This is a genomic window from Oribacterium sp. oral taxon 102 (assembly GCF_013394775.1).
In the GTDB taxonomy this organism is placed as follows: domain Bacteria; phylum Bacillota; class Clostridia; order Lachnospirales; family Lachnospiraceae; genus Oribacterium.
Map to the genome: position 1 here is coordinate 939,369 of NZ_JABXYT010000001.1, position 23,692 is coordinate 963,060.

Sequence of the window (23,692 nt, forward strand, 5' to 3'; positions counted from 1 at the left end):
AGCGGATCGAAGAAAACCGGCGGGGTACTGCGGGAAAGGAGAGGCAATGAAGGAAAGGCTGCAGAGATGCTTCCGGAGGGCAGGGAGAAAGGGCGTGTCGGCACTGGCAGTGCTGCTTCTGCTGCTTCTTGTCATGGGGATGCATGCGCTCCGGGGACGGGGCGTGGAGACGGCGGCGGTCGTCCGGCAGGATGTGAGGAGCTGCTATACGGAGGAGGGCGTCATCAGCTTCGGTGAGCCCTATACCATCGTTTCGGAGGTGGGCGGAACGGTTCGGGAGCTCCGAAAGCAGGAGAACCAGAGGGTAGAAGCCGGTGAAGTAATCGCGGTGATCGAGGATACGGAATACAGCTACCGGAAGCGGCTCCTGGAAAGTCAAATCAGCGGTCTCGAGGCGCAGCGGGAGAAATGGGAGCTGGGGCAGCTCATGTCGGAAGCGCCGGAGGAGTATTTGAGCGGGCTGGAGCAGGAGGCGGGCAGGCTTCGCGCGGCGCTGGAGGCGGAGCGGAGCGCCTTTACGGCAGCAGAGAGCCTGTATCAGAGCGGGGATATCGCCAAAACGGAATATGAGAGACAGAGGGCTTCCTTCATGGCAGCAAGGTCGGCGAGCGAGCAGGCGGATCGCAGGGCAGAGGAGAGCCGGAAGGCACTGAAACGGCTGGAGACACAGGGGCTTAGCCGGGCGGAGCTGAACGATGCTTTCTACGAGGCAGATCGGGGGCAGCTCACGGCGCAGGAGGATTCGGCGAAAGAGCAGCTCTCCCATACGGAGGAACAGATCGCGAAATGCCAGATCCGGAGCGACAGGGCAGGAACCATTACGTCCATGCCGATCGCGGATCGGTCTTTTGTTAATGTCGGGGAGCCGATTTTGACCATACGTCCGGCAGGGGAGGCATTTGGAGAGGCGGAGCTTCTGAGCTCCGTGGCACCCTCCGTGCATCCCGGTGACCCGGCGACGCTACGGCTCAGCCTGCAAGGGACGGACGAAGTTTATCAGGGCGTCGTGTCAGAGGTCTATGACCATGCGGAAAAGAGCGTCTCTTCTCTGGGGACGGATGAATACCGGGTAAAGGTGAGAGTGAAAATAGAGGAGAAGGATGCAGAGGCGCTCTCTATGAGAAACGGCTACGGAGTATCCATAGAGTTTCTGGTCTATGACGGGAAAAATGTGCTGACGGTACCTGCCTCCGCGGTGTTCCGGGAGAAGGAGCACTGCTATGTATACTGTCTGAGGCAGGGCAGAGCCGTACAGACAGAGGTGCGGCTGCTGCACGAGGGGACTGAGCTCGCCGTGATCGGAGAGGGGCTCTCGGAGGGAACCGTGGTGATCCGGGAGGCGGACGCGGAGGGCGTCACAGAGCAGGCGAGGGTGTACAGCAGGGGATAATGTCGATAATGCCTGCCTGAGGGAGCCTGTCCGGAGAACTGCCGCACCGTCAGATAGGAAAAAGCTATGCATGCCATAAGTTGATTTGTATTTTACGATAGGGTGAGCTTTGTCTATAATGAAAATACTACAAGAGACGGCTTTGAATCTCGGCTGGTTTAGGCTATAATGAACTATAATCGAGATCGGCAGCGGGGGAGCACGGGCGACTTCGCCGGGAACAAAGCAAGCGGATGGAAAAGGAGGACTTTGATGGAAATTAAGAAACCTGCTGTAGCGGGCACGATGGAATCCAGTGACTGCCAGGTCACGATCGAGCCGGGGACGAACGGGATTGAGTTCGAGCTGAACAGCGTGGTGGCGCATCAGTTCGGGAACCAGATCAGAAAGGTGACGCTCGAGACACTGGACAGACTCGGCGTGCGGAATGCCAGAGTTTCCATCGTAGACAAGGGTGCGCTGGACTGCACGATCAAGGCGAGAGTCGAGGGCGCTGTATTCCGTTCTGTGGAGCAGTTTACCAATCTTCCGTGGGGAGGTGTGATTCGATGACAGAGAATCCGAATAAGAAGAGACTGAGAAGATCCATGATGTTCCTGAACGCGCAGAAGCCGTCGCTGATCAAGGACCCCTACATTTACAAGATTGATTCCCTGATGCTGGATCTGGAGGATGCTGTGGCGGTGACCGCAAAGGATGCGGCGCGTTTCTCCCTCTATCATGCGCTGACCTCCATTGACTACAGAGGCTCCGAGAGAGTTGTCCGGATCAACGGACTGGATACCGACCTCTGGGAGGAGGACATCCGCTGCTGCGTGGCAGGCGGCGTAGACGTCATCCGTATCGCGAAGACGGAGAATGCCGATATGGTGAGAGCAGTCGAGGAGAAGGTCGTCGCAGCGGAGGAGGAGTTTGACAGAGAGCCGGGCTCTACCCTCGTAATGGCAGCGCTGGAGTCGGCGAGGGGAGTGATGAACGCCTATGAGATCTGCAAGTCCTCCGACCGTATGATCGGTATCGCACTTTCCGGCGGAGATTACACGAAGGATCTGCAGACCCGGATCACCGGCACCGGCGTCGAGCTGATGGGCGCACGCCAGCAGATGATCATTGCCGCCCGTGCGGCAGGCGTACAGTGCTTTGACACGGTATGGACGAATCTGGACGACATGGAGGGCTTCCGCAGAGATGTCGAAACCATTCACATGATGGGCTTCGACGGCAAGTCCTGCATCAACCCGCGCCAGATCGACATTGTACATGAGGTCTTCACACCAACCCAGAAGGAGATTATCTTTTCCGAGAAGGTCATCAGGGAGATCGATGACAAGAAGGCGAAGGGCATCGGCGTATTCACCGTGGACGGCAAGATGATCGACATTGCCTTCTACGACGGCGCGAAGAGAGTGATTATGATGGCAAAGGCGGCTGGAGTATATAAGGGGGATCTTTAATTATGATAAATGCAGTAGGAAGAGATATACCTGAAGAGATTCTGGAACTGACCGGCAAAGATATTTTCCGCGGCACACATCATTTCGACGGCGTAGAGTTCCGGACGGCGACACATAAGGTGAAGCCGGTCATCAATTCCGGCGGCTCCAAGCTCCTGCCCTCCATTCACGAGGCGCTTGCTGCCTGCGGTATTCGGGACGGCATGACGCTCTCCTTCCACCACCATTTCCGGAACGGGGACAAGGTGCTGAACATGGTGCTCGAGGAGTGCCACAGAATGGGCGTCAGGGATCTGACTATCGCAGCGTCCTCGCTCGGCTCCCAGAACGACCCGATCGTCCCGTACATCGAGGACGGCACGATCACCAATATTCAGTCCTCCGGCGTCCGCGGCGGCATCGGCAAGGCGATCTCGGAGGGTAAGCTCAGGGGACTCGCGATCATGCGTTCCCATGGCGCGCGTGTCCGTGCGATTGAGACGGGAGAGACCCACATTGATATCGCGTTTATTGGCGCGCCGACTGCGGATGAGTACGGCAATCTCGGGGCGAATGGCGGCAAGGCGGACTGCGGTGTCCTTTCCTATTCCGCAGTAGACGCGCAGATGGCGGATCGGGTGGTGGCAGTGACCGACTGTCTGGTTCCGTTCCCGAATCTTCCGGCGCAGATCACGCAGACCTATGTGGACTATGTGGTGGAGGTAGATGAGATCGGCGATCCGACGAAGATCGCGACCGGTGCGGCGAAGCCGACCACAGACCAGAGGAAGCTGATGATGGCACAGTACTGTACGGACTTTGTCATCAATACGCCGTATTTCAAGGAGGGCTTCTCCTACCAGACCGGCGTCGGCGGTGCATCCATTGCCTCCACGATCTCGCTCGCCAAGGTAATGCGGGAGCGCGGCATTCATATGAGCTTCGGTGTCGGCGGTATTACGAAGCCGATGTGCGATCTCCTCGATGAGGGGCTGTGCAGGACGTTGGTGGATACGCAGGATTTCGATCAGGACGCGATTCGGAACATGTCCACGAATCCGCGGCACTTCTACATTACCGCCGGCGAGTATGCAAACCCCTTCAACAAGGGCGCCTATGTCAACAAGCTGGATTTCGTGATCCTCGCGGCGCTGGAGGTGGACACGCATTTCAACTGTAATGTCGTAGTGGGCTCAGACGGCTATATTACCGGTGCACAGGGCGGACATCCGGATACTGCGGCGGGCGCGAAGTGCACGATCATCATCGCACCGATCATGCAGGGCAGAATCCCGACGGTATGCACGGACTGTACGACAGTCACTACGCCGGGTGAGGACGTTGATGTCGTAGTTACCGATTACGGCATCGCGATCAATCCGAAGCGGCAGGATCTGATCGAGGCGACGAAGGACTCCGGGCTTCCGTTCAAGACCATCGAGGAGCTCCGGGACATCGCGTACTCCATCACCGGCGAGCCGGAGAAGGTGCAGTTCGGCGAGAGAGTGGTCGGCATCATCGAGGCGAGAGACGGCTCCATTATGGATGTCGTGCGTGAGATCAAGCCCTTTGCATTCAAGGATTGATTTCTCCCGGGCGAGAAGGTAAGCTTTACAAATCTATTTCAGATTCACAGCAATTATTTCTATTTCGGCGAATTGGGAATGGATTAGCGGAGCTGCAGAAATACAGGAACGAGAGAGGCGCCGGATTGATCCGGTTCCTCTCTTTTCTCATGTCTGAGGCGTAGGGATGTGCTATACTCTACGAATAGAAGCAGAAGGAGGGGATTGCATGAAAAGGATGGACGGGCAGGAGGAGCGGATCGCAGCGTATGAGCGATGCACACTCTGCCCGCGGGCATGCGGTGCGGCGCGAAATGACGGACAGAGCGGCATCTGCGGCGTGGACGCAGAGCTCTATGTCGCGCGGGCAGCACTTCATTTCTGGGAGGAGCCATGTATCTCGGGCAGCGAAGGGAGCGGCGCGGTCTTTTTCTCGGGATGCAGCCTGAAATGCGTATTCTGCCAGAACTATGCACTCTCGCGCGGCGGACGGGGAAAGCGGATCGGCATTCCGCGGCTCACGGAAATCTTCTTCGAGCTGGAGGAACAGGGTGCGAACAACATAAATCTCGTGACGCCGGACCATTATATTCCGTCGATAGCGCAGGCCATGCAGGATGCGCGGGAGAGAGGGCTGCGAATCCCCTTCGTCATAAACTGTTCCGGCTACGAGACGACGGAGCAGCTTTGCAGTCTTTCGGGACTCGCGGATATCTATCTGATGGACTTTAAGTACATGGATGCGGAGAAGGCGAGGCGCTACTCCGCTGCGCCGGACTATCCGGAGCGGGCAAAGGAGGCGCTTCGCGAGATGCTGCGGCAGGCGCCGGAGCCGATATTGGATGCAGCGGGGAAAATGCAGAGAGGCGTCATTGTCCGGCATCTTCTGATGCCCGGGATGGTGCGGAATGCGGAAGCAGTCGTGGATTATGTATACGAAAGCTATGGGGAGCAGGTTTATCTCAGCCTGATGCAGCAGTTTACGCCGCTCCCGCGGCTTGCGGAGTACCCGGAGCTCTGCCGCAGAGTGAGCCGCAGGGAATATGCGCGTCTCGTTGATCATGCGCTCTCGCTCGGAATCGAGCGTGCCTTCATTCAGGAGAGGGGAACTGCGGAGGAGAGCTTCATTCCGCTCTGGAATCAGGAGGGCGTCTGAGGCTTCTGCGTGTACTTTTGAAGATAATCCTATAAAAAAGGTAGGAAATCCTTGCGGGAAGCATTTTCCTGCGCTATAATGCCAAAAGTACAGGATGCCGGTGTATGCAGGCCGGCGCCGCATTTGCCTGCATGACAGGGACTTATACAGTAATTTCAGGAGAGCTCGATCATATTTGGAGGAATATATGACTGATTTATTAAATGTTAAGGGGCTTAATGTCTTCGTGGAGGAAAAGGAGATCCTCCATGATGTGAGCTTCCTCGTGAACCGCGGGGAGACGCATGTGCTGATGGGACCGAACGGCGCGGGCAAGTCTACCCTCGGGAATGCACTGATGGGGAATCCGCAGTACCGGATCAGCGGAGGGCAGATCCTCTTCGAGGGAGAGGATATCACAGAGGAGAGCGCGGATAAGAGAGCGAAGCGCGGCATGTTCCTTTCCTTCCAGAATCCGCTGGAGGTGCCGGGAATCACGCTCGCAAACTTTATCCGCTCCGCGATGGAGCAGCGGACAGGAAAGCGGATCCGTCTCTGGGATTTCAAGAAGGAGATGAAGGCGGCGATGGAGCTCCTGAATATGGCTCCGGATTATGCGGATCGGGATCTCAATGTCGGCTTCTCCGGCGGAGAGAAAAAGAAGGCAGAGATTCTGCAGCTTCTGATGCTGAAGCCGCGTCTTGCGATTCTGGATGAGACAGATTCCGGACTGGATGTCGATGCGGTCCGCACGGTATCGAAGGGCATCGAGGAATACCAGAAGTCCATGGACGGTGCACTGATCGTCATTACCCACAATGCACGGATTCTGGAGTCCCTGAAGGTGGATAAAACGCATGTGATGGTCAACGGAGAGGTGAAGGCGGAGGGGGGCGCCGAGCTCGTTGCAGAGATCAATCAGAGCGGATTCGAGCGGTTCCTGTAAGAGACAGCGCACAATAGTTGAGGTATAGAATGACGAAGGAAAGAACAGAAGTGGAGGATATCGACCGTTCCCTCTATGACTTCCGGTATGAGGAGCGGGACTCGGAGTTTTACCGCATTCAGGAGGGCTTGACGCCCGATATCGTGGCAGAGATTTCCGAGAAAAAGGGCGACCCGCAGTGGATGCGGGACTTCCGTTTGAAGTCTCTCGAAATATATCATAAATTACAGATTCCCAAGTGGGGGCCTTCGATCGATGGGCTGAAAATGGAGAACATCGTGACCTATGTCAGACCGAACACGAAGATGACCGCGGAGTGGGACGAGGTTCCGGAGGATATCAAGCAGACCTTCGAGAAGCTGGGGATCCCGCAGGCGGAGAGAGCGTCGCTCGCCGGCGTCGGTGCGCAGTACGACTCGGAGCTGGTCTATCACAATCTTCAGGAGTCTGTGGCGGAGCAGGGCGTGATTTATACGGACATCGAGTCTGCATTGCACGGGGATTATGCGGAGATGATTCAGGAGCATTTCATGCACCTCGTCCCGCCGACGGATCACAAGTTCGCGGCGCTGCACGGGGCGGTCTGGTCCGGAGGCTCTTTCGTCTATGTGCCGAAGGGTGTCACGGTGGAGATCCCGCTGCAGTCGTATTTCCGGCTGAACGCGCCGGGAGCCGGACAGTTTGAGCATACGCTGATTATCGTGGACGAGGGCGCGAACCTGCATTTCATCGAGGGCTGCTCCGCGCCGAAGTATAATGTCGCGAACCTTCACGCAGGCTGTGTAGAGCTTTATGTCGGGAAGGAAGCGCGGCTTCGCTATTCCACGATCGAGAACTGGTCGAAGAATATGTACAATCTGAATACGAAGCGCGCGCGCGTCGCAGAGGGCGGCAAGATGGAGTGGGTTTCCGGCTCCTTCGGATCTCACGTTTCCTACCTCTATCCGATGACGATCCTGAATGGGAGGGGGGCGCATGCGGAGTTTACCGGCGTGACCTTCGCGGGACATGGACAGAATCTGGATACCGGTGCGAAAATGGTGCACAATGCGCCGGATACCAGCTCCTATATCAATACCCGCTCGATCTCGAAGGATGGCGGCGCGTCCACCTATCGCTCGAGTGTGACGATCACGAGGAAAGCGAAAAATGCCAAATCAGCGGTTTCCTGCCAGTCTCTGATGCTGGACGACCGTTCCCGCTCGGATACGATTCCGGCGATGGATGTCCGCACGCAGCAGGCGGATGTCGGACATGAGGCGAAGATCGGACGTATCAGCGACGATGCCGTTTTCTATCTGATGTCCCGAGGCGTATCGGAGGAGGAGGCCCGCGCGATGATCGTCAGCGGTTTCGCGGACAACGTCTCCAAGGAGCTTCCGCTTGAGTACGCGGTGGAGATGAACAATCTGATCCGGCTCGAGATGAAGGGCGCGATCGGGTAGGGAGGAGGAAAGTCTGATGGAAGAAAAGAATAGGAAGATCAACGTCCTGCCGTCCCCTACCTACAGCTGGCTCCGGATGAATGAGGCGGAGATTGCGGCGCCCGCAGAGCTCCTGGAGGGGAAGCTGGAGCTCAGAGGGGGGACGGGCTATACGATTGCCCGATGCGATTACGGCGAGCTTTCAGACATTGCGGGCGGTATGGGCTATGATATGGATGTCCTGATGCGGGACAGCGTGTCCGGTGTGACGAAGCTGACGGCGGAGGGATCGCATGAGGAGGCGCTTCGTCTCTCCCTGCAGTACCACACGGGTGCAAGACAGGCGGACGTTCTCTATGTCGAGCTGAAGGACGGTGCTTCGCTTTCACTCGTGCTGGATTTTCAGTCCGATCCGGGTGCGGAGGGCTTCGCGGCGATCCAGCTCAAGCTCCGACTCGGCAGGAACGCGTCGCTGCGGCTCGCCCAGATCCAGCGGCTTTCCGGACCGATGACATTTCTGAATGACCTGGGCGTGAAGGCGGGCGAGGAGGCGCGCTTTGAGCAGATCCAGCTTTCACTATCCGGAGAGAACTGCTACTGGGGCTCCCGGACGGATCTCGTCGGCAGGAGGAGCTTCCTGAAGACGGATATCGGCTACCTGCTCTCCGGGAAGAACCGCCTCGATATGAATTACATTGCGAATCATATCGGGAAGAAGACCGAATGTGAGATCGTGGTGGACGGCGTGCTCCGGGAGGAGGCATTTAAGCTTTTCCGCGGCACGATCGATCTCCGAAAGGGCGCGAAGGGCGCAGTCGGGAACGAGCTGGAGACTGTGCTGCTGATGGATGAGACGGTGACGAACCAGACCCTTCCCGTCATTCTCTGCGATGAGGACGACGTAGAGGGCAATCACGGAGCGAGCATCGGAAGACTCGACGAGGGCCTGCTCTTCTACCTGATGTCCCGCGGGATGGATCGGGAGGCGGTCTATGAGATGATGGCACGGGCGAAGGTTGACGCGGTGATACAGAAGATTCCGGACGGAGAGACGAGGGAGAGACTGTTCCGGGAGCTGCACGGCAGCGAGTAAAGCAGTTTCCGGCAGGAAATAATTTCTATCCATTTTCAGGAAATGTGCAGTTGAGTTGGGAGAGAACAGTGAGAACGATTACGAAGGAAGAGAGAGTGAGAGAGGATGAGAGGATCCGGTCGAAGTTCCTGATCTTCCATACCGCGAAATTCACTTATCTGGACAATGCGGCGACGACCCAGAAGCCGGAGTGCGTATTGCAGGCAGTCAACAACTACTATCGGACGCAGAACGCGAATCCGCTCCGCGGTTTGTACAAGCTTTCGATCACGGCAACGGACGTCTATGAGAATGCCCGTGAGGAGGTTCGCCGTTTTCTGAATGCGGGATCGACGGAGGAGATTATCTTCACACGGAATGCCACAGAGAGCCTAAACCTCGTTGCCTACAGCTACGCGCGGCATTTCCTGAAAGAAGGGGACGAGATCCTGACGACGATCATGGAGCATCACAGCAATATGCTCCCGTGGCAGCAGGCAGCGAAGGCGGTTGGCGCGACAGTACGCTATATTCTCCCGGAGAAGGACGGCAGTATTTCCGAGGAGTGTTTCCGCTCCTATATGAATGAGCGGGTGAAGCTCGTCGCGATGACACAGATTTCCAATGTGCTCGGCTGCGAAAATGATGTGAAGACCTTTTCCCGCATTGCCCATGAGTATGGCGCGGTCTTTGTCTGTGATGGCGCGCAGTCCGTCCCGCACAGGCAGGTGGACGTGCAGGCGCTGGATGTGGATTTTCTCGCCTTTTCCGGGCACAAGATCTACGGACCGATGGGGATTGGTGTGCTCTATGGGAAGAGAGAGCTGCTGGAGAAGATGCCGCCGTTCCTTTTCGGCGGAGAGATGATCGAGTATGTGACGACAGAGGGCGCGAGCTGGAATGAGCTTCCGCACAAGTTTGAGGCGGGGACGGTGAATGCCGGCGGCGCAGCAGGGCTCGCGGAGGCGCTCCGCTATGTCCGCTCCATCGGCATGGAGGTGATTGAGGAGCGGGAATATCATCTGACGAAGCTTCTGATGGAGGAAATGCAGCGGATTCCGCATGTGCATATTTTAGGTTCAGGCGATCCGGCGAATCACCATGGCATCGTGACCTTCACTGTTGACGGTGTGCATCCGCATGACATAGCGGCGATCTTCGATTCCTGCGATGTGGATATTCGTGCCGGGCATCACTGCGCCCAGCCGTTGATGAAGTATATGGGGACGCCGAGTACGACGCGGGCAAGCGTCGGGCTCTACAATACGGAGGAGGACATCCATGCCTTCGTATCGGCGCTGCGGAGAATTCGAGGAGAGATGGGCTATGGCGACGAATAGTACATTTTACAATGAGGTTCTGACCGATCATAATATTCATCCGGGACACAAATTCCGCATGGAGGATGCGAGCTACTCTCTGGAGGGAGTAAATCCGAGCTGCGGGGATGATATCATCCTCTATTTGAAGCTGGATGAGAATCGTGTGATTACAGACGCTTCGTTCGACGGAGACGGCTGCGCGATTTCGCAGGCAAGCGCGGATATGATGTGCGATCTCATCATTGGAAAAGCGGAGCAGGAGGCGCTCCGTCTGTCAGAGATCTTTCTTCGTATGATTCGCGGCAAGGTGACGGCAGAGGAGAGGGAAGAGCTGGAGGAGGCGGGTATCCTGGAGGATATCTCCCATATGCCGTCCCGTGTGAAGTGCGCGGTGCTGGGCTGGCGTACGATGGATGAGATCCTCAAGGACGCCGCGGAGGGCAGGACGGACCGTTACTCCGGAAAGTTCGATTGAGAAAGGCCGGGGCTTGACAATTCTTCGGATTCAGTCTAAGATGACAGGCGATGAAAGACTGTGATGGTGCATAGTAGAAATGGGAGCTTTCTGAAAGAGAGGGACGTCGTCGGCTGAGAGCGTTCTGAGGAAGCCCGGCTCGAATTTTCACACCGGAGTTGTCCGAGGGAACGCGAAAGCCAGTAGTTCGGAACGTAGAGAGCGCGTAAAGCGAAAAGAGCGTCTGTCCCATAAGGGCAGGAACCAGGGTGGTACCGCGATGATGATTCGTCCCTGCGTATACTCAGAACGAGTATGCGTGGGGATTTTTCTTGTTTCATAAGGAGAGAAAATGGATAAGGGAAGGCTGGAGGAGCTGAAAAAAAGGGCAATGGAGCTGGTTCGGAACGCAGAGGATGCACAGGTGCTGAATGAGGTGCGCGTGCAGCTGCTGGGAAAGAAGGGGGAGATTACCCAGCTTCTGAAGTCGATGAAGGAGTTAAGTGCCGAGGAGAGGCCGGCATTCGGGCAGCGCGTGAACGAGCTCCGCGAGGCAGTGGAGTCGCGGCTCTCCGAGCAGCGGACGAAGCTGGAGCGCGCGCAGAGAGAGGCGAAGCTCAGGGAAGAAACGATCGATGTGACGCTCCCTCCGAGGAGGATACAGTATGGACATCCGCATCCGAATACCAAGGCGCTGGAGGAGGTGGAACGAATCTTCATCGGCATGGGCTACGAGGTCGTAGAGGGGCCGGAGGTAGAATTCGATAAGTATAATTTCGAGAAGCTCAATATCCCGGCGGGGCATCCGGCGAGGGACGAGCAGGATACCTTCTATATCACAGAGAATATCCTGCTGCGAACCCAGACCTCCTCTGTGCAGGCGAGGGTCATGGAGCAGGGCAGGCTGCCGATTCGGATGATCTGTCCGGGACGTGTGTTCCGTTCCGACGCGGTGGACGCGACCCATTCCCCCTCCTTCCACCAGATCGAAGGACTCGTGATCGACAGACATGTCACCTTTGCGGATCTCAAGGGGACGCTGGATGCCTTCGCGAAGGAGCTTTTCGGCCCGGAGACGAAGACGAAGCTCCGCCCGCATCATTTTCCGTTTACGGAGCCGTCCGCTGAGGTGGATGTAAGCTGCTTCAAGTGCGGCGGCAAGGGCTGCCGCTTCTGCAAGGGAGAGGGCTGGATCGAGATTCTCGGCTGCGGCATGGTGCACCCGCATGTCCTCGAGATGTGCGGCATCAATCCGAAGGAGTACAGCGGCTTTGCCTTCGGTGTCGGACTCGAGCGCATCGCTCTTCTGAAATACGAGATCGACGATATGAGACTGCTCTATGAGAACGACACCAGATTTCTGGAGCAGTTTTGAGCGGAGGAATCTGCATCGGCAGATTCCGGAGCGAAATGGCGACGATCGAAGATCGTTGTCCTGTGAAGCAGGATTGACCGAGGTCTACAGGACCGAGGGCAAACCCTAAAGCCCATAGACAGGGATTCTACAGGAGAAGAAAATGAATACTTCATTAAATTGGATCAAGGAATATGTCCCCGAGCTTGATTGCAGCCCGAAGGAATTTACGGACAGGATGACGCTGAGCGGTACGAAGGTGGAAACCTGTACCATATTGAATAAAAATCTGGAGAAGATCGTGACTGGCAGGATCCTGTCCATAGAGCCGCATCCGGATGCAACGAAGCTGGTAATCTGTCAGGTGGATGTGGGTGCGTCGGAGCCGGTGCAGATCGTAACCGGCGCGAGCAATATGAAGACCGGAGATGTAGTGCCGGTCGTGCTGGACGGAGGTAAGGTCGCCGGAGGACACGACGGCGGCGCGCTCCCGGAGGATGGAATCCGAATCAAGGCAGGGAAGCTCCGCGGCGTACCGTCCTATGGGATGATGTGCTCTATCGAGGAGCTCGGCTCCTCCCGGGAATTCTATCCGGAGGCACCGGAGGAAGGACTCTATATTTTTCCGGAGGGGACGGAAGTGGGGCAGGACGCGCCGACGCTGCTCGGGCTGAATGATGCCGTGCATGAATACGAGATCACCTCGAACCGCGTGGACTGCTACAGCGTGATCGGTATCGCGCGCGAGGCGGCAGCTACCTTCAGAAAGCCCTTCCTCGCGCCGCGGGAGGAGGAATCCGGCAACGAGGAGGACATTCATGATTTCCTCTCGGCAGAGGTGGAAGCGCCGGAGCTCTGTCCGCGTTATACCGCGAGAATGGTGAAGGATATCCGGCTGGGACCCTCCCCGAAGTGGATGCAGATCCGCCTTGCCTCTGCCGGCATTCGCCCGATCAATAACCTTGTGGACATCACGAACTATGTGATGCTTGAGTATGGGCAGCCGATGCACGCCTACGACTATGAGCGAATCCGCGGGAAGCGGATCGTTGTGAAGCGGGCGCAGGACGGGGAGCGCTTCGAGACACTTGACGGGCAGGAGCGGGAGCTGGATCACAGCATCCTGACGATCTGTGACGCAGAGGGTGCAGTCGGCATTGCCGGCATTATGGGAGGAGAGAACTCGAAGATTACGGATGAGGTGAAGACAATGGTCTTCGAGGCGGCTGCCTTCGACGGCACCAATATCCGTCTGTCAGCGCGAAAGGTCGGGAGCCGCACCGATGCCTCCGGCTGCTTTGAGAAGGGGCTGGATCCGAATCTCGCATCGAGAGCGATCAACCGCGCCTGCGAGCTTGTAGAGGAGCTCCGCTGCGGTACGGTGATCGGCGGCATGATCGATATCTATCCGGTGAAGAGAGAGCCGGTCACTGTGGCATGCACGGCGGCGGAGATCAATTCGCTGCTCGGGACTTCGCTTCGCGCCGAGGAAATGAAGGAGATTCTGGAGCGAGTCGAGCTCACGACAGAGCTGGACGGAGACAGGCTTATCGTTACAGCGCCGACCTTCCGGCAGGATATTCACAGGATGTGCGATGTCGCTGAGGAGGTGGCGCGCTTCTATGGCTATGACATGATTCCGCTGACTCTGCCGAGCGGCGCCGCAGCAGGCGGGCTCGCTCCGGATCTTGCGGTGAACGCACGCGTCCGGCACATGGCGCAGGCGCTCGGCTATTCGCAGGCGTATATGTATTCCTTCGAGTCTCCGAGGGTATACGACAGGCTTCTTTTTCCGGAGGACGCGCCGGAGCGCCGTCAGGTACGGATCTCGAATCCGCTTGGGGAGGACTTCTCTGTGATGCGTACAAGCCCCGCCAACGGAATGCTGAACGCACTCTCCACGAACTACAACCGCAGAAATAAGACGGTCAGACTCTATGAGATGGCGAATATCTATCTCCCGAAGGCGCTTCCGCTGACAGAGCTTCCGGATGAACGGATGCAGCTGACGCTGGGATTCCTCGGAGAGGGCGACTTCTTTACGATGAAGGGCGATGTCGAAGCCATTCTGCATCGTCTCGGACTGAGAGGACGCTTCCATTATGACGCAGCCTGCGAAAAGAGCTTTCTGCATCCGGGCAGAAGAGCCGGCATCGTCTATGACGGACAACGGATCGGCTATCTCGGGGAGGTACATCCGGAGGCGGCAGAGAACTATTCTATCGGCACGCGCGCTTACCTTGCTGTCGTGGATATGAGGTCGGTTTATCCTTATGTGAATGACGATACGAAGTTCACTCCGGTGCCGAAATTCCCGGCGGTGAGCCGAGATTTTTCTCTGCTCGTTCCGCTCTCCGTGAAGGCGGGAGAGCTGGAGGATGTGCTGGTTCAGAGGAGTGGGAAGCTGCTGGAAAGCGTCGAGCTCTTCGATATCTATGCCGGTACCAATATCCCGGAGGGGTATAAGTCCATGGCATATAAGGTGACGCTCCGTGCGAAGGATCATACCCTGACCGATGAGGAAATCAACGCTGTGGTAAAGAAAATTCTCAATGGATTGGAGCGGATGAATGTGGAGCTCCGGAGCTGAGAGCTGATGAAATCTCATGAGATAAGCTGCATAAGCCTAAAAGAGACCCTGATTTTCCGGGGTCTCTTTTTATGTGAATTTTTCACATGCCAATTTTACACTGTGAAAATAAACTATAAAAGTCCTGAGGAATGATATACTATTTATAGTATTGATGATTTTTTGGTATAATAAATCCGGGATATACTGTAAAAATAGGGGGGAATTAAGGAGATGAAAGGAAAAGTATGGAGAATATTTATAATTTTTAGTGCGATGCTTCTAATTGCAGGATGTGCTGCAAAGAAAATGCTTGATTTGAAGATGAAAAAAATTGTTGTTGTCCTGTCCGGCTCCAGAGATGATATGAGTTGGAATATGTCAAATATTGAAGGGATCCGGGCGTGTAATGAAAGCAAAAAGGTAAATATAGAGTATATAGAGCATGTTGTAGAAAACGATTATGAGAAGACATTTTCTGAATATGCAATGAGCGGATACGATATCATTATTGGCGCAGGCTCCCAATTTAATGATGCCATTGAGGCAATTGCGCCGAAATATAAAGCTACTCTTTTCTGTATTATAAACGGCACTGTGACGAATGTAGACAACGTGGTTTCCGTACGAGTTAAGGAATATGAAGTTGCGTATATTGCATCTATCATTGCGGGAAGAGAGACAAAAAATGGCGTATTCGCGACAATAGGCGGTTATCCCAATGTGCCAATGAAAAAAATGCTCGATGTATATGAAGCGAACGCAGTAAGGCTCGCAAAAGAAAGAGGCATAGATACCGCGCATAGTATGAGAGCCTATGCGAACAGCTGGGATGATGTGAAGCTTGGGTATGATATCACGGAGCAAATGCTTGAGGATGGCGCTGATACCGTACTGGTTTACGCAAATAAAGTCTGTATTGGATGTATCAATGCATTGAAGGGAAAAAATGCCCATATGATAGGGCTTGCGACAGATCAAAGCAGGATAAATTCGGGTGTGGTAATAGCTTCTGTTATTTTTGACTTTGAAAAATTGTACACGTGGGTATTGGACGAGTATGCCGCGGGGCGTTTGCCGGGAAAAAGGCAGTATGCTATAGGAATGAATCAGGATATGTTTTGCCTGTCATATACGGATCAAATATCGGAAGATACGGTGGATGCGGTGAATGCCGCCCTGCGTGATTTGAGGTCCGGAAAAATCAGATTGAATGAGGAATGATATATGTCTCTCTGGAAAAAGATCTCTGTGGTAGTTGTCTCTATAATTATAATAATAACGATCTCTATGGGAATTGCGTCCTATGGCATTGTGCAGAAATTGATTATAAAAAATAAAAAAGAAGACATGGAAAATATGCTCAATCTGATAGATATCAACATCACTGAGCAGATCGGAACCTTGAATAACCTGGTTGATTTTATAGCTGACTCTGAGAGTCTGTCGAATGCCTTATCGAGGGATGCGAATATTGATAAAAGAAACATGGAAGATCTGGAATACCTGGGAGAGCTTGTATCCACTTTTGAGGCGGTAAATAATTTGTATATCATAAATGACAGCAATGAACTCTTGTACCAATATAAGGAAGACAGCTTCGGTTCGAACATAGATGAGATAGCTGCTTATATAGAAAGAGCGAGGAATGAGCCGAATAGAAGCATCTGGGCGAATAGAAAAGAGGGAGACTCTATCATTCTGCTTACAAATATCAGTTCAGCCGACAGTGCATCAGGGATGCTGGCGATTGCATTTGATCCGGAAACATTTGCAAAGCTGCTTATCAATAATCTGAGTACATTTCGACATCAATATACTCTTATTGTAGATAAGGAGGGGAATACGATATGTTCCAATAATAGTATTAAAATGGATTATCTGAAAGCTGTGCAGGAACGGTACGATGCCGGAGAGAGAAGCTTTCAATTTCAATGGGCAGGGATTTCTTATTTTGCCTGCGGACAGTACAATGGGATAACGGGCTGGAAAATACTTTCAGTTATTGCGGCAGATGATATATTTCCGCAGCTGAGAATATTGAAGAGAAGTATATATTTCATCGTAATTGCAGCGGTTGTTATGGGATTCCTCATCAGCGTATCATTGGCGTGGACCGTGACCAAGCCGATGCAGCGGCTTTCGGATGCAATGAAAGAAACCAGAGCGGGAAATTTTGACATCAGAATTCATACTCGTAGAAAAGATGAAATCGGTACGCTCATAGATTCCTATAATTATATGATTGATGAGATAAATAGACTTGTAAATGTAGTGTATGAAGAGAAGATGGCGCAAAAAACAGCTGAGATCGGCGCTCTGCAGGCACAGATAAATCCGCATTTTTTATATAATACGCTGGATACCATTAACTGGATGCTGCTTGACCGCGGAGAAGAGGATATAAGTGATATTATCATAAATCTGGGAGAGTTAATGAAATATTCAATAGCGGGAAATAATGCTCTGGTTTCTCTGGAGGAGGAAATTAAATACATACATAACTACCTTAAGATACAGAAATGCCGCATGGAGGACAAATTAAAATATACGATATCGATATCAGAGGAATGCAGGGAATGTAAATGTCCGAAGCTTATTCTGCAGCCAATTGTGGAGAATGCCATCAAGCATGGAATAGAGCCGATGACAAGGACGGGGGAGATTGCCATACATGCGATCGTAGAAAATGAAGATCTGAGAATATCTCTAGCGGATAACGGAAGAGGGATGACAGAGGAAGAGATAAAGGGGATTTATTTGGGGGAGAGCGGTATCGGGCTGAATAATGTCATCAAGCGGATCAAACTTATATATGGGCAGAAATACGGACTTACCATCATTTCCGAAAAAAATGAAGGTACAAATGTAGAGATCACGATTCCGGCAGTGTTTGAGGTGCAGAAAATATGAAGATCATGATAGTGGATGATGAACCTAAGATAAGAAAAGGGATTAAAATGTTGCTCGACGGACAAATGGGATTCGATGTAGTGGGCGCTTATGACGGCGCCGACTCGGCACTCATGGATATACTGGAAAAAACTCCGGACGTTATTGTTACGGATATAAAGATGCCAGAGTACAGCGGACTGGATTTGATAGAGAAAATCAGGGAGAGAGATAAAAAAATATATATTATTATCATTAGTGGATACAGCAATTTTGAGTATGCACAGCAAGCCATAAAATATGGCGTTTACAGATATCTGACAAAGCCTACAAATCCCAGAGAGCTTATAGAGGTGCTGAGAGAAATAGAAAGAAAGCAAGAGCCGCAGTTATGCGGCAGTGAGCCGCCGGCAGGCATGTATGTAAACTCTGATGTGGGAAATCTTTTGGTGAGGAAGGCTGTCGATTATATAGAAATTCATTATGCGGAAAAGATAGGACTAAAGAGCATAGCGGAGGTGCTTTATATTTCTCCGAACTATTTATCGGATTTGTTCAGGCGTCATATGAAAGAAAACTTTTCAGACTACCTGATTGATTTCAGATTAAAAAAGGCCTGTATCTATTTGAAGATGCCGGAGTACAAGGTGTCCGATGTTTCACAGATGACAGGGTTCAGAGATGCCGCCTATTTCAGTACAGTATTCAAAAAAGCATACAATATGACGCCCTTGGAATTTAAAAATAAAGCTAAATAATGAAATAAAATACGAAATAAGCTTTAATTGCTGGAAATGGTGCACAATAAAATATAAATACAATTCGGATAGATGTAAATATTTAATAAAATAGTAGATTTTTCGCATATAGAAATGAAGCCAATACATATATACTTGAGACAGATAAAAAACCAAGCTGACGTGCTGAAAAGGAGGGCACTTTATGAGAAGAAATCTTTTGGCTTTTTGTGCAAGCGTATGTTTGGCAGGCACGGCGATTGCGGGATGCGGAAATACCGGAAGTGCAGGTACAAGCACAACGACGCAAAGTGAAACGGGAAATGTAAGCGAGGCGGCTCCGGCGAACGGCACAGAAACAGATACATATAAGGGCATGAAGATCGTGCTGATACTGCCGGGCAGTATTGATGACCAGAGCTGGAATGCAAGTAATAATGCAGGAGCAAAACAGTGCGACAAGGAACTGGGCACGAGTATTGAAGTGGTTGAGTCAGTTCCGGTTGAAGAATTTGAGCAGACGTTTACGGAATACGGAGAAAAAGGGTATGATCTTGTGATGGCGGCAGGAAGCCAGTTTGATGAGGCATGCGGTGCGGTCGCGCCACAATATCCGGAAACGGTTTATACGATTATAAACGGAACGAAGAGCGATACCGATAATATGGTTCCGGTATTTCCTAAGGAATATGAGGGTTCTTATATAGCGGGAGTCATTGCCGGATATTCTACTGCGAATGGAAATTTCGCAACGCTTGGAGGCGAGTCCAATATCGCGATGGTTCATCTTCTGGATACCTATGAGGCGGCGGCTGTGCAGGTGGCAAAAGAAAGGGGAATTTCCGATGCCAAGGCAAATAGATCTTTCCTGAATACCTGGACGGATGTTTCCATAGGGAAAGCAATGACATCGCAGATGATCGATAATGGAGCTGATACGATTTTCTGCTATTCCAATGAAGCGACATCAGGATCTATACAGGCTGCGGCAGAGAAAAAATGTAAGTTTGTAGGATTTGCGGCAAATAAGAATACAGAGAGTGATTGCGTGGTTGCTTCTGTGAATATGGCCTGGGCAAATGTATATCCGTGGATTATAAAGGGGATTAAAAGCGGCGAGCTGAAGGGTGCACAGGAGGTAGGCGTGAAGGAGGGCGTATTCGAGACGATCCTTACCGATCGATGCTCTGAGGAATGCAAGACGGCAGTAGAGAAAGCCACAGCGGATATCTCAAACGGTACAATTGATCTAAAGCAGTATTTTTCGGAATAAGGATACTGGATAAAGACGCCAAGTCAAAAGAAGGCAGTGTTTACCGACGCTGCCTTTTTATATAAATATCTGGGGGAAACTTTAGATGAAGAAAAAAACATTAGTAGAATTAAAGCATATAACGAAACGATTTGCCAAGGTGCTTGCCAATGATGATGTATCTATGGAGATTAAGGAGGGAGAGGTAGTAGCTCTTTTGGGAGAAAATGGTGCAGGAAAGAGTACAATAATGAAGATCCTTTATGGACTGTACCATGCTACATCGGGAGAAATATATATCAATGGCGAGAAGAGAGACATCAATTCCCCCAAAGAGGCGATCGGCTGTGGGATTTCTATGATCCAGCAGCATTTTTCATTGGTTCCGGCGCATACGGTTACAGAAAATATTATTCTGGGGAATTGTAAGGGAAAGATAGACTACAAAGCAAAGGAAAGAGAAATACAGGCTCTTGCGGATAAGTATCATTTCGACGTTCCTGCGGGAGAGTATGTGAAAAACCTTACAGTAGGAGCGCAGCAGAAGGTTGAGATATTAAAAGCGCTGTATTTAAACGCGAAAATTCTTATTATGGATGAGCCTACGGCTGTGCTTACGCCGCAGGAAGCGGAAATTCTTATGCTGTTTGTCAGAGATTATGTAGAAAAGGGAAATTCTGTCGTATTTATCACGCATAAGATGAAGGAGGTCATGGAAGTATCTGACCGCATCATTGTCCTTAGGAATGGAAGGCTCAGCGGGCTGGTTAATGAAGATGAAATTTCAGGAATTAAAGAAACAGAGCTTGTGAATATGATGATAGGTCATGATTTGGAGACATTAAAAGCAGTCGAAGGAATAGACTATGATAAGAAAAAGAAAAGGCTGTCTGTGGAACATCTGAGCATCATGCCTCGGAATGAAGTTCCGGTATTGACGGATATTACGTTTGATATACGAGAGGGGGAGGTGCTGGGCTTTGCCGGCGTATCAGGAAATGGTCAGCAGGAGCTTTGCGAAGCAATATATGGGGCGAGAACTATCACATCGGGGAAGATCGTCCTTGATGGAAATGAGATTACGCATCTATCTATAAATGAAAGAATAGAGAAAGGAATCGGCTATTTGGCATCTGACAGATACAGGTATGGCATGGTTGCGGATATGTCTCTGTCGGAAAACATTCTTTTGAAAGCAAGCTATCTTAAAAGATGGGTAGAACATGGGATTATTGATTGGAAGTCGGTAGACAATGACACGGAGAGGATCATTCGGGATTATAAAGTGAAAGCACCGGATCACAGCGTGACAATAGGGAGTCTTTCCGGCGGAAATCAGCAAAAAGTGGTAGTGGCAAGAGAAGTTGACATGGGGGAAAATCTGCTTATATTCGATCAGCCGACCAGAGGTTTGGATCTGGGAGCGATAAATTATGTTCATAAAACAATACTGAAAGAAAAAGCGCAGGGGAAGTGCATTCTGCTGGTTTCAACCGAACTATCGGAGATATTTGCCCTTTCCGATAGGATAGCTGTTTTGTATAAGGGTAGGATAATGGGGATTTATAAAAATGGAGAAATATCCACAGATCAAATAGGACTTCTTATGGCAGGGTATGAGCTGAAGGAGGTGAAAAATGAAAAAGAATAAAATCCTTTCGGAGCTTTTGCTTTGGACAGTCCTCGCGATCATACTCGGACTGATTGTCAGCTTCAGCTTTCTGCCGCTTCTGGGAGTAAATCCGTTTTTTGCGGTATTTGTAATGTTTTCCGAGACGTTTTCCAGTACCTTTAACATGGGAAATATACTCATAAAAACAGCTCCGCTTATATTAACAGGCCTTGCATTTGCCTTTACATATAAGGCGAATCTATATAATATCGGCGCGCAGGGACAGTTTTATACAGGGTGTATATGCGCGGCTGCCGTTTCTTTATTACTTGGCGGCAGATTGCCGGGTGCTGTGGTCATTGTACTGGCTATGGCAGCCGCTATGATGGGCGGCGCTATAATAGGATTCGTCATAGGCTTTCTAAAGGCAAAGTTTAATGCCAATGAGTTTCTGATAAGCATGATGTCGACCTATGTGATTCAATATGTGATGCAGCTTTTGCTTCGAACGCTTTTGCAGGAATCGAAGCATGAATACCTGAAAACGGATTATCTTGATAAAAGCGTCTGGCTGCCGAAAATAATACCCGGCACCTCAGTATCCTTGGGAATCGTAATAGCCTTGCTGACAGCTGTTTTCGTGTGGTATGTGCTGTACAGAACTTCTCTGGGGTACAGAGTTCGTGTTACAGGTATGAACCAGGACGCAGCCAGGATGTCCGGTATAAATCCGCAGAGGCAATATATGATTGCCTTTGCGGTAAGCGGAGCAATCGCGGGGCTTGCGGGGCTGGTAGAGGTGAATGGGATGCAGCATATGCTGCTGACGGGTTTTGATACACAGATCGGTTCATATGGCATAGGTATCGCCATTCTTGCGAATGCCAATCCGCTTGCAGTGATACCGGCAGCGTTTTTGTTTGGTCTTCTGCAGGTAGGGGGTACAGCACTGGGGCATGCATCGGATGCGCCGGCAAGCGTTATTGATTTACTGCAGGGCTTTGTAATGCTTTTTGTACTGATGTCCTTTTACTTTAGAAGAAAGGCTGAGCTGAACAGACTGAAAAAACAGAAGATAGCGATGGAGGAGGCATAGTATGAATAACCTGATAAATTTACTGGCGAGAGCATTCTTTATGAGCACTCCTTTGGTACTCGGCGCGTTGGGGGAGGTTATTGCGGAAAGAACCGGCATGATGGTTACTGCCGTAGAGGGTATATTCCTGATCGGCGCATGGGGAGGATTTATCGGCGCATATATCAGCGGAAGCATCTGGGGCGGATTTCTGCTGGCTATGCTGTGCGGGCTGATGGTTGCGCTTCTATATGGTCTGACGACGATATATATGAATCAGCATCAGATCGTAATGGGAACAGCAATTTCCATACTTATAACGGGATTTTGTACCTTTTTCTATCGGGTTATATTCGGCATTCAAACTACGCCGCTGAAGGTTGAAGTGCTTCCGCTTATAGAAATACCTGTCCTCAGCAAATTACCATTACTGGGAGATATCATATTTTCTCAGAATTTAATCACCTATATTACATATATAATGGTTCCGATCATATTTTTTGTGGTGTTTAAAACCTCGCTTGGGCTTACGCTCAGATCCTGTGGAGAAAATCCCGAGGCAGTTGATGCGGCGGGAATCAATGTGAGAATGGCGAGATTTGGGGCGGTTGCCGTAGCGGGGTGTTTAGGGGGGATCTCAGGTGCGTATTACTCTCTGTGTAATGTGGGGATGTACACGTCTGAAATTATAAGCGGACGCGGCTGGATTGCATTCGGGATCTGCTTTTTAGGGAACTGGAATCCGGTGGGAGCGCTGCTGTTCGGTATCGTATTCGGCATATCGGAAGCCATCGGAGTGTATGTAAAGGCGCTGGGGATGAGTGTTATTCCCAGTGAATTATTCAGCGCACTGCCGTATATGCTGGTAATCATACTGACGGTATGCCGGAAGCAGCTCAAAGTTCCGAATAAGTTGGGGGTGAAATATATAAAGGAGAATTAAATTCAGGGATTTTCGAGCCGGTAAGACTTCGATATCTTGCGGAGAAAGGCTGATTCCGATATTAGTATTAGTGCAGGTTTTTCATTTGCAGTCCGGCTTTGCAGAATCTCTTGCATCGGCACGGCAGATGTGGTATAGTCACTAAGGTTATGGCTGTGGATCATAGAAGAGGGAAAAAGATAAATGAAAATCGCACTTGTCATCATATTTGTGATATTAGGCGTTGCGCTTTCCGCCATTATCCTTATGCAGGAGGGGAAGAATCAGGGGCTCGGCGCGATTTCCGGCATGGCGGATACCTACTGGTCGAAGAATAAGGGGCGTTCCATTGAGGGTAATCTCGAGAAGTTTACGAAGTTTGCCGCAGTGGCGTTCTTTGCGATTGCACTGATTCTCGATATTATCTGGTAATTGCAATTGAAGCTTACTTTTTGCGCCTGCATACAATAATGTATGCAGGCTTTCGTTTTATTTTGGCGGAGCTGTCCGGTCTGACCGCGGCCTCTACGAGGGAGAA

General features: G+C 51.6%; 20 protein-coding genes and 1 other annotated feature. All 20 genes read left to right on the forward strand.

From position 1 onward, the window contains the following. Positions 1-46 precede the first annotated feature (46 nt). The 20 genes from HW273_RS04305 to secG all read left to right on the forward strand — a co-directional run bounded on the left by HW273_RS04305 (position 47) and on the right by secG (position 23,586). Positions 47-1,390, forward strand: a complete 1,344-nt coding sequence (locus tag HW273_RS04305) for an HlyD family secretion protein (RefSeq protein ID WP_179010611.1) — start codon at positions 47-49, stop codon at positions 1,388-1,390. 252 nt (positions 1,391-1,642) lie between these two features. Further along, positions 1,643-1,942, forward strand: coding sequence for a citrate lyase acyl carrier protein (citD, locus tag HW273_RS04310; protein WP_179010612.1), 300 nt, complete (start codon positions 1,643-1,645; stop codon positions 1,940-1,942). Beyond that, positions 1,939-2,844, forward strand: coding sequence for an aldolase/citrate lyase family protein (locus HW273_RS04315; RefSeq protein ID WP_179010613.1), 906 nt, complete (start codon positions 1,939-1,941; stop codon positions 2,842-2,844). Before citD ends, HW273_RS04315 begins: the two co-directional genes overlap by 4 nt. 2 nt (positions 2,845-2,846) lie before the next feature. Next, entirely contained in the window at positions 2,847-4,409 is a 1,563-nt protein-coding gene (gene citF, locus HW273_RS04320) for a citrate lyase subunit alpha (protein WP_179010614.1), read from the forward strand. 208 nt (positions 4,410-4,617) lie between these two features. Next, positions 4,618-5,544, forward strand: a complete 927-nt coding sequence (locus HW273_RS04325) for a radical SAM protein (protein ID WP_243206743.1) — start codon at positions 4,618-4,620, stop codon at positions 5,542-5,544. 187 nt (positions 5,545-5,731) lie between these two features. Continuing rightward, a complete protein-coding gene (gene sufC, locus HW273_RS04330) occupies positions 5,732-6,469 on the forward strand; it encodes a Fe-S cluster assembly ATPase SufC (RefSeq protein WP_179010615.1) in 738 nt (245 codons plus the stop codon). Between the two features lie 29 nt (positions 6,470-6,498). Then, a complete protein-coding gene (gene sufB / locus HW273_RS04335; RefSeq protein ID WP_179010616.1) occupies positions 6,499-7,914 on the forward strand; it encodes a Fe-S cluster assembly protein SufB in 1,416 nt (471 codons plus the stop codon). A 16-nt stretch (positions 7,915-7,930) separates the two neighbouring features. Beyond that, a complete protein-coding gene (locus HW273_RS04340; protein WP_179010617.1) occupies positions 7,931-8,986 on the forward strand; it encodes a SufB/SufD family protein in 1,056 nt (351 codons plus the stop codon). A 68-nt stretch (positions 8,987-9,054) separates the two neighbouring features. After that, complete coding sequence (locus HW273_RS04345; protein WP_179010618.1) at positions 9,055-10,305, forward strand: aminotransferase class V-fold PLP-dependent enzyme; 1,251 nt, start codon at positions 9,055-9,057, stop codon at positions 10,303-10,305. Then, positions 10,292-10,762, forward strand: coding sequence for a Fe-S cluster assembly sulfur transfer protein SufU (sufU, locus tag HW273_RS04350; RefSeq protein ID WP_179010619.1), 471 nt, complete (start codon positions 10,292-10,294; stop codon positions 10,760-10,762). Before HW273_RS04345 ends, sufU begins: the two co-directional genes overlap by 14 nt. 51 nt (positions 10,763-10,813) lie before the next feature. Next, positions 10,814-11,040, forward strand: a binding site (T-box leader). A gap of 92 nt (positions 11,041-11,132) precedes the next feature. Continuing rightward, the gene (pheS, locus tag HW273_RS04355; RefSeq protein WP_330604029.1) at positions 11,133-12,116 is read left to right on the forward strand and encodes a phenylalanine--tRNA ligase subunit alpha; all 984 of its coding nucleotides are present in this window, start codon (positions 11,133-11,135) and stop codon (positions 12,114-12,116) included. A 142-nt stretch (positions 12,117-12,258) separates the two neighbouring features. Beyond that, positions 12,259-14,685 carry a phenylalanine--tRNA ligase subunit beta gene (gene pheT / locus HW273_RS04360; RefSeq protein WP_179010621.1) on the forward strand — a complete coding sequence of 809 codons (2,427 nt, stop codon included), beginning with the start codon at positions 12,259-12,261 and terminating at the stop codon, positions 14,683-14,685. Between the two features lie 213 nt (positions 14,686-14,898). Then, complete coding sequence (locus HW273_RS04365) at positions 14,899-15,888, forward strand: BMP family protein (protein ID WP_179010622.1); 990 nt, start codon at positions 14,899-14,901, stop codon at positions 15,886-15,888. 3 nt (positions 15,889-15,891) lie between these two features. Then, entirely contained in the window at positions 15,892-17,577 is a 1,686-nt protein-coding gene (locus tag HW273_RS04370; protein ID WP_179010623.1) for a sensor histidine kinase, read from the forward strand. Further along, complete coding sequence (locus tag HW273_RS04375; protein WP_179010624.1) at positions 17,574-18,314, forward strand: response regulator transcription factor; 741 nt, start codon at positions 17,574-17,576, stop codon at positions 18,312-18,314. Before HW273_RS04370 ends, HW273_RS04375 begins: the two co-directional genes overlap by 4 nt. A 184-nt stretch (positions 18,315-18,498) precedes the next feature. Further along, positions 18,499-19,566: a BMP family protein gene (locus tag HW273_RS04380; protein ID WP_179010625.1), complete on the forward strand. Its 1,068-nt coding sequence runs from the start codon at positions 18,499-18,501 to the stop codon at positions 19,564-19,566. Between the two features lie 85 nt (positions 19,567-19,651). Further along, positions 19,652-21,196 (forward strand): ABC transporter ATP-binding protein, encoded by a 1,545-nt coding sequence (locus HW273_RS04385; RefSeq protein ID WP_179010626.1) that lies wholly within the window; start codon positions 19,652-19,654, stop codon positions 21,194-21,196. After that, a complete protein-coding gene (locus tag HW273_RS04390) occupies positions 21,183-22,253 on the forward strand; it encodes an ABC transporter permease (protein ID WP_179010627.1) in 1,071 nt (356 codons plus the stop codon). Before HW273_RS04385 ends, HW273_RS04390 begins: the two co-directional genes overlap by 14 nt. 1 nt (position 22,254) lies before the next feature. After that, the gene (locus HW273_RS04395) at positions 22,255-23,175 is read left to right on the forward strand and encodes an ABC transporter permease (protein WP_179010628.1); all 921 of its coding nucleotides are present in this window, start codon (positions 22,255-22,257) and stop codon (positions 23,173-23,175) included. A gap of 183 nt (positions 23,176-23,358) precedes the next feature. Further along, on the forward strand, positions 23,359-23,586 hold the full coding sequence (secG, locus tag HW273_RS04400) for a preprotein translocase subunit SecG (RefSeq protein ID WP_179010629.1): 228 nt from the start codon (positions 23,359-23,361) through the stop codon (positions 23,584-23,586). Positions 23,587-23,692 lie beyond the last annotated feature (106 nt).

Bases quoted from the DNA above. Each gene is read 5' to 3' on its own strand.
- sufU (WP_179010619.1), top strand. From the start codon at position 10,292: ATGGCGACGAATAGTACATTTTACAATGAGGTTCTGACCGATCATAAT.
- HW273_RS04305 (WP_179010611.1), top strand. From the start codon at position 47: ATGAAGGAAAGGCTGCAGAGATGCTTCCGGAGGGCAGGGAGAAAGGGC.
- sufC (WP_179010615.1), top strand. From the start codon at position 5,732: ATGACTGATTTATTAAATGTTAAGGGGCTTAATGTCTTCGTGGAGGAA.
- HW273_RS04390 (WP_179010627.1), top strand. From the start codon at position 21,183: ATGAAAAAGAATAAAATCCTTTCGGAGCTTTTGCTTTGGACAGTCCTC.
- HW273_RS04395 (WP_179010628.1), top strand. From the start codon at position 22,255: ATGAATAACCTGATAAATTTACTGGCGAGAGCATTCTTTATGAGCACT.
- HW273_RS04340 (WP_179010617.1), top strand. From the start codon at position 7,931: ATGGAAGAAAAGAATAGGAAGATCAACGTCCTGCCGTCCCCTACCTAC.
- HW273_RS04365 (WP_179010622.1), top strand. From the start codon at position 14,899: ATGAAAGGAAAAGTATGGAGAATATTTATAATTTTTAGTGCGATGCTT.
- HW273_RS04375 (WP_179010624.1), top strand. From the start codon at position 17,574: ATGAAGATCATGATAGTGGATGATGAACCTAAGATAAGAAAAGGGATT.
- citD (WP_179010612.1), top strand. From the start codon at position 1,643: ATGGAAATTAAGAAACCTGCTGTAGCGGGCACGATGGAATCCAGTGAC.
- HW273_RS04325 (WP_243206743.1), top strand. From the start codon at position 4,618: ATGAAAAGGATGGACGGGCAGGAGGAGCGGATCGCAGCGTATGAGCGA.
- citF (WP_179010614.1), top strand. From the start codon at position 2,847: ATGATAAATGCAGTAGGAAGAGATATACCTGAAGAGATTCTGGAACTG.
- HW273_RS04380 (WP_179010625.1), top strand. From the start codon at position 18,499: ATGAGAAGAAATCTTTTGGCTTTTTGTGCAAGCGTATGTTTGGCAGGC.
- pheS (WP_330604029.1), top strand. From the start codon at position 11,133: ATGGAGCTGGTTCGGAACGCAGAGGATGCACAGGTGCTGAATGAGGTG.
- HW273_RS04385 (WP_179010626.1), top strand. From the start codon at position 19,652: ATGAAGAAAAAAACATTAGTAGAATTAAAGCATATAACGAAACGATTT.
- HW273_RS04370 (WP_179010623.1), top strand. From the start codon at position 15,892: ATGTCTCTCTGGAAAAAGATCTCTGTGGTAGTTGTCTCTATAATTATA.
- pheT (WP_179010621.1), top strand. From the start codon at position 12,259: ATGAATACTTCATTAAATTGGATCAAGGAATATGTCCCCGAGCTTGAT.
- secG (WP_179010629.1), top strand. From the start codon at position 23,359: ATGAAAATCGCACTTGTCATCATATTTGTGATATTAGGCGTTGCGCTT.
- HW273_RS04315 (WP_179010613.1), top strand. From the start codon at position 1,939: ATGACAGAGAATCCGAATAAGAAGAGACTGAGAAGATCCATGATGTTC.
- sufB (WP_179010616.1), top strand. From the start codon at position 6,499: ATGACGAAGGAAAGAACAGAAGTGGAGGATATCGACCGTTCCCTCTAT.